The organism is Desemzia sp. FAM 23990 (assembly GCF_045528485.1).
Lineage (GTDB): Bacteria > Bacillota > Bacilli > Lactobacillales > Carnobacteriaceae > Desemzia.
This window is the reverse complement of the sequence record NZ_JBGQQW010000047.1, coordinates 1-3,062: the sequence shown is the minus strand read 5'-3', so window position 1 is coordinate 3,062 and position 3,062 is coordinate 1. Positions and strand designations below refer to the sequence as shown.

The following is a 3,062-nucleotide window of genomic DNA, read 5'->3' as shown; positions in this document are numbered from 1 at the left end:
GTTTCTTTCTCCGATATTTCAGCTTTACCAATCATTTTTTGAGTTACCTCAGTGACAACTTCTTTTTTCATTTTCATATTTTCTATTTCATCAGGAATATTTTCAGTAAAATTTGCAAGCTCATTTTTTCTTTCAACAACTTTCATTTCTAGTACTTGTATCTCTTTTTCTAAAGCTTTTTTTTCTTTAAAATCATTCACATCTTTATAATCGTTAGTCCCAACAATTTTTCTGCCAAGGCCACGGCGTACCATTTCTTTTTCTATGATTTCAGCTTCTTTATTTCTCCAATCTTGAAAAGGACGCACTTTATCCAAAGTTGGATCTTGTTGAACAATCGCCCTATCGAAAGAAACTTGTTTTTCCAATCCTCTTTTATATCCATCAGCAACTGGAACAAAGTTCAAATGCAAATGCGGACTAGCTTCATCGTTATGAATGACCGCATTATAAATTTTTAAATTCGGATTTCGTTTTTCAAATTCTTTAAAATATTCTTCTAAAACTTTATTTGCTACTTTTTTATTAATACTACCCAATCCAAAATCATCTTTATCGCCAACTTGAATAATCATTTCTTGCTGAACAGAAGTCTTTTTCCCAGATTTTACATGCTCATAATAATTATCAATTTTTCGATCACTGCGTTTTTGCTTGTCATTATATTTTTGTAAAGAATCTCCAAATTCTTCTTTGTAAAATTCTTTCAAATTTTTTTGAACTAAGTATTTATTTTCTGCAGAACGATTGGTGTCGATATGAGAATTTTTTTCCATATCTTTGTCATTTAATTTTCTGTTATTGTGTTTGATATTTGTCATCCTAGTAGATTTCTTTACCGATACAGATAAGTCCATAAAATCACCTCACAGTTATCTTAGCACTATTTGTTACTTTGCCAAAGTAACGTTTTCTGTGTTATGACACTGGCGCATCAAAACAAACGCTCTCCGAGGGTGTCTTGCAGACGGCTTTTTCCTTGCTTATGCAAGGATTTTCGCCCGAACTATTCCGCCTTTAGGCTTCATAGATCAGTCAAAAAAAACCAAAAAAAAAACCCTTTGCCTAATCGGCAAGGGGCTTTTTTCTTTCTCCAAAATATTTAGTGAAATCTGCTTTTTCCATTTCATAAATTTTGCAGACTTCACTTTCAAAACCTGCTTCAGGAAGTCCAGCGACTTCTTCAGCAATCGAAAAAACTTCGGGCAATTCTAGCGAGCGACTTGCCCAATATTTTTTCTTATTCCTTCTTGCAGGAGAATCCATTAAATCTTTTGTTATGTATTTCGAAACATAGTTTGAAATCTTCTTTTTAGAACGGACATTTTGAATATTTGTAAATCCAAATTTCCATTCAGGACAATTATAAATCGGCACACTTTTATATTCTTTGCCACTATCAACCAGTTCAGGTTCAAAATAACCAGTCATCATATGCCAATGTATTTGACCGCTTTTGTGTCTTTCAGGAACGGCTAAATAATTGAACTTCCCGTATTTCCTACGCATTTTATGTAACCATTTTTTCATTTCTTCAAAACGGTAATCATCACTTGCTCCACAAATTTTTGGATCAAACGTCAAAGTCCAAAATTTATCGAAGTTATTATTTTTGGCATAATCACGTAATTTATTTTTTGTTTTATATAAATTTGCTAGTCGAGATTCTTTTAATCGAACCTCTCTTTCTTCGTCAGAAAGTTCAGAATTCGACCCAAAAGAAGGTGTGAGTTTTTGGACAGTTTTCAGACGTTCTTCTCGATACTCAATAACTGTATAAAAGCCGTCTTTATAGGCTTTAACCTTATATTTATATACTTTTGGTGTACCCACTTTATGTCCGTTAAGTTGCCCGTATGTCAAGTAGACGGGCAGACCGCTTTGATTCTTGTCTTCTTCTCTCATCCAAAAAATCTCCTATCGCAGCGAATGAATAAATCCTTTTATTCATTCAAAGAGACAGAAGATTTTATTGTCGATTTCTCTTCGCTTCAAAAACCAAGAAAAAGATGATATAATCTATTTTGAATGAATAACAAGGTCGATTTGTTATTCCAAGGCGAGAGTGCTTCTAACACTGCTCGTCTCTTTTTTCGCACTTTTTTATTTGATAAACGAAGTATAACACTAATCATTTCAAAAACAACAGTACAAGGGGCTTGCCCCTAACCCCATAAGCGCAAGGGCGCTTAACCCCTGCCTCTAAAAAGGGTGCAGGGTACAGACACGCTTAAATGAGCCCTTTTCGTCGGACAACAAAAGCTAAAACACATTAAAATAAAAGGCAAGGGTAAATGCACTCACTGCGTTCGCCCTTGCCTTTTATTCTAACGTGTTTTTTAACGCCTTTGCCGACGAAAAGAACTCATTTAAGCTAAACATCCGTTTAAAGTCTAAAATCGCTTAAAACGCAATTTTGAGCCTTATAAACTACCTACCCATATCACGACCAGAGTTGCGTTGATTATCTGTCTCAACTTTATCAATCTTTTCAAATTCAGTCTTTTCAGGCTTAAATTGGTACCAATCACGAGCGTATGAAAACGACTCTTTAACATTCTCCTTAAACGATTCGAAAAGCCTTCTACCGCTTGATACATCGTTCGTATTAACATTAACAAAATCTTTAGCTCCAGAATAGATAAATCCTATTTCATCTTTTAATTCGGTCACTTTACGTTTCAAGAACCCTACTTCTCTTTCGCTTTTATCTACACTAATTTTTAGAAATTCTTGCTCATATTTTAATTCTTTTTTCTCTTTATCATTCTTTTCAATTTTTACTTTTAAATCTTTATTTTCTTCTCTCAAAGACAAATTTTCTTTTACAACATCTGTCTTTAACAAGCGTTTATAGTCTTTGCTTACAGACTTTCCATCATTCCCATATTTCAAAAGCGTTTCATGCTGTTTAGGTGTTACTACATAATTCTCGGTTTCTTTCTCCGATATTTCAGCTTTACCAATCATTTTTTGAGTTACCTCAGTGACAACTTCTTTTTTCATTTTCATATTTTCTATTTCATCAGGAATATTTTCAGTAAAATTTGCAAGCTCATTTT

General features: G+C 33.5%; 2 protein-coding genes and 1 pseudogene. All 3 read right to left on the bottom strand.

The window, feature by feature from the left end; all coding sequences use genetic code 11:
• Window positions 1-857, bottom strand: an 857-nt coding sequence (locus ACEN4I_RS13260; protein ID WP_407127849.1) for a plasmid recombination protein, incomplete at its 3' end; no start/stop codon positions are given.
• A 208-nt stretch (window positions 858-1,065) separates the two neighbouring features.
• On the bottom strand, window positions 1,066-1,905 hold the full coding sequence (locus ACEN4I_RS13255) for a hypothetical protein (protein ID WP_407097725.1): 840 nt from the start codon (window positions 1,903-1,905) through the stop codon (window positions 1,066-1,068).
• A 525-nt stretch (window positions 1,906-2,430) separates the two neighbouring features.
• A pseudogene (locus ACEN4I_RS13250) lies at window positions 2,431-3,062 on the bottom strand (hypothetical protein); the annotation flags it as partial.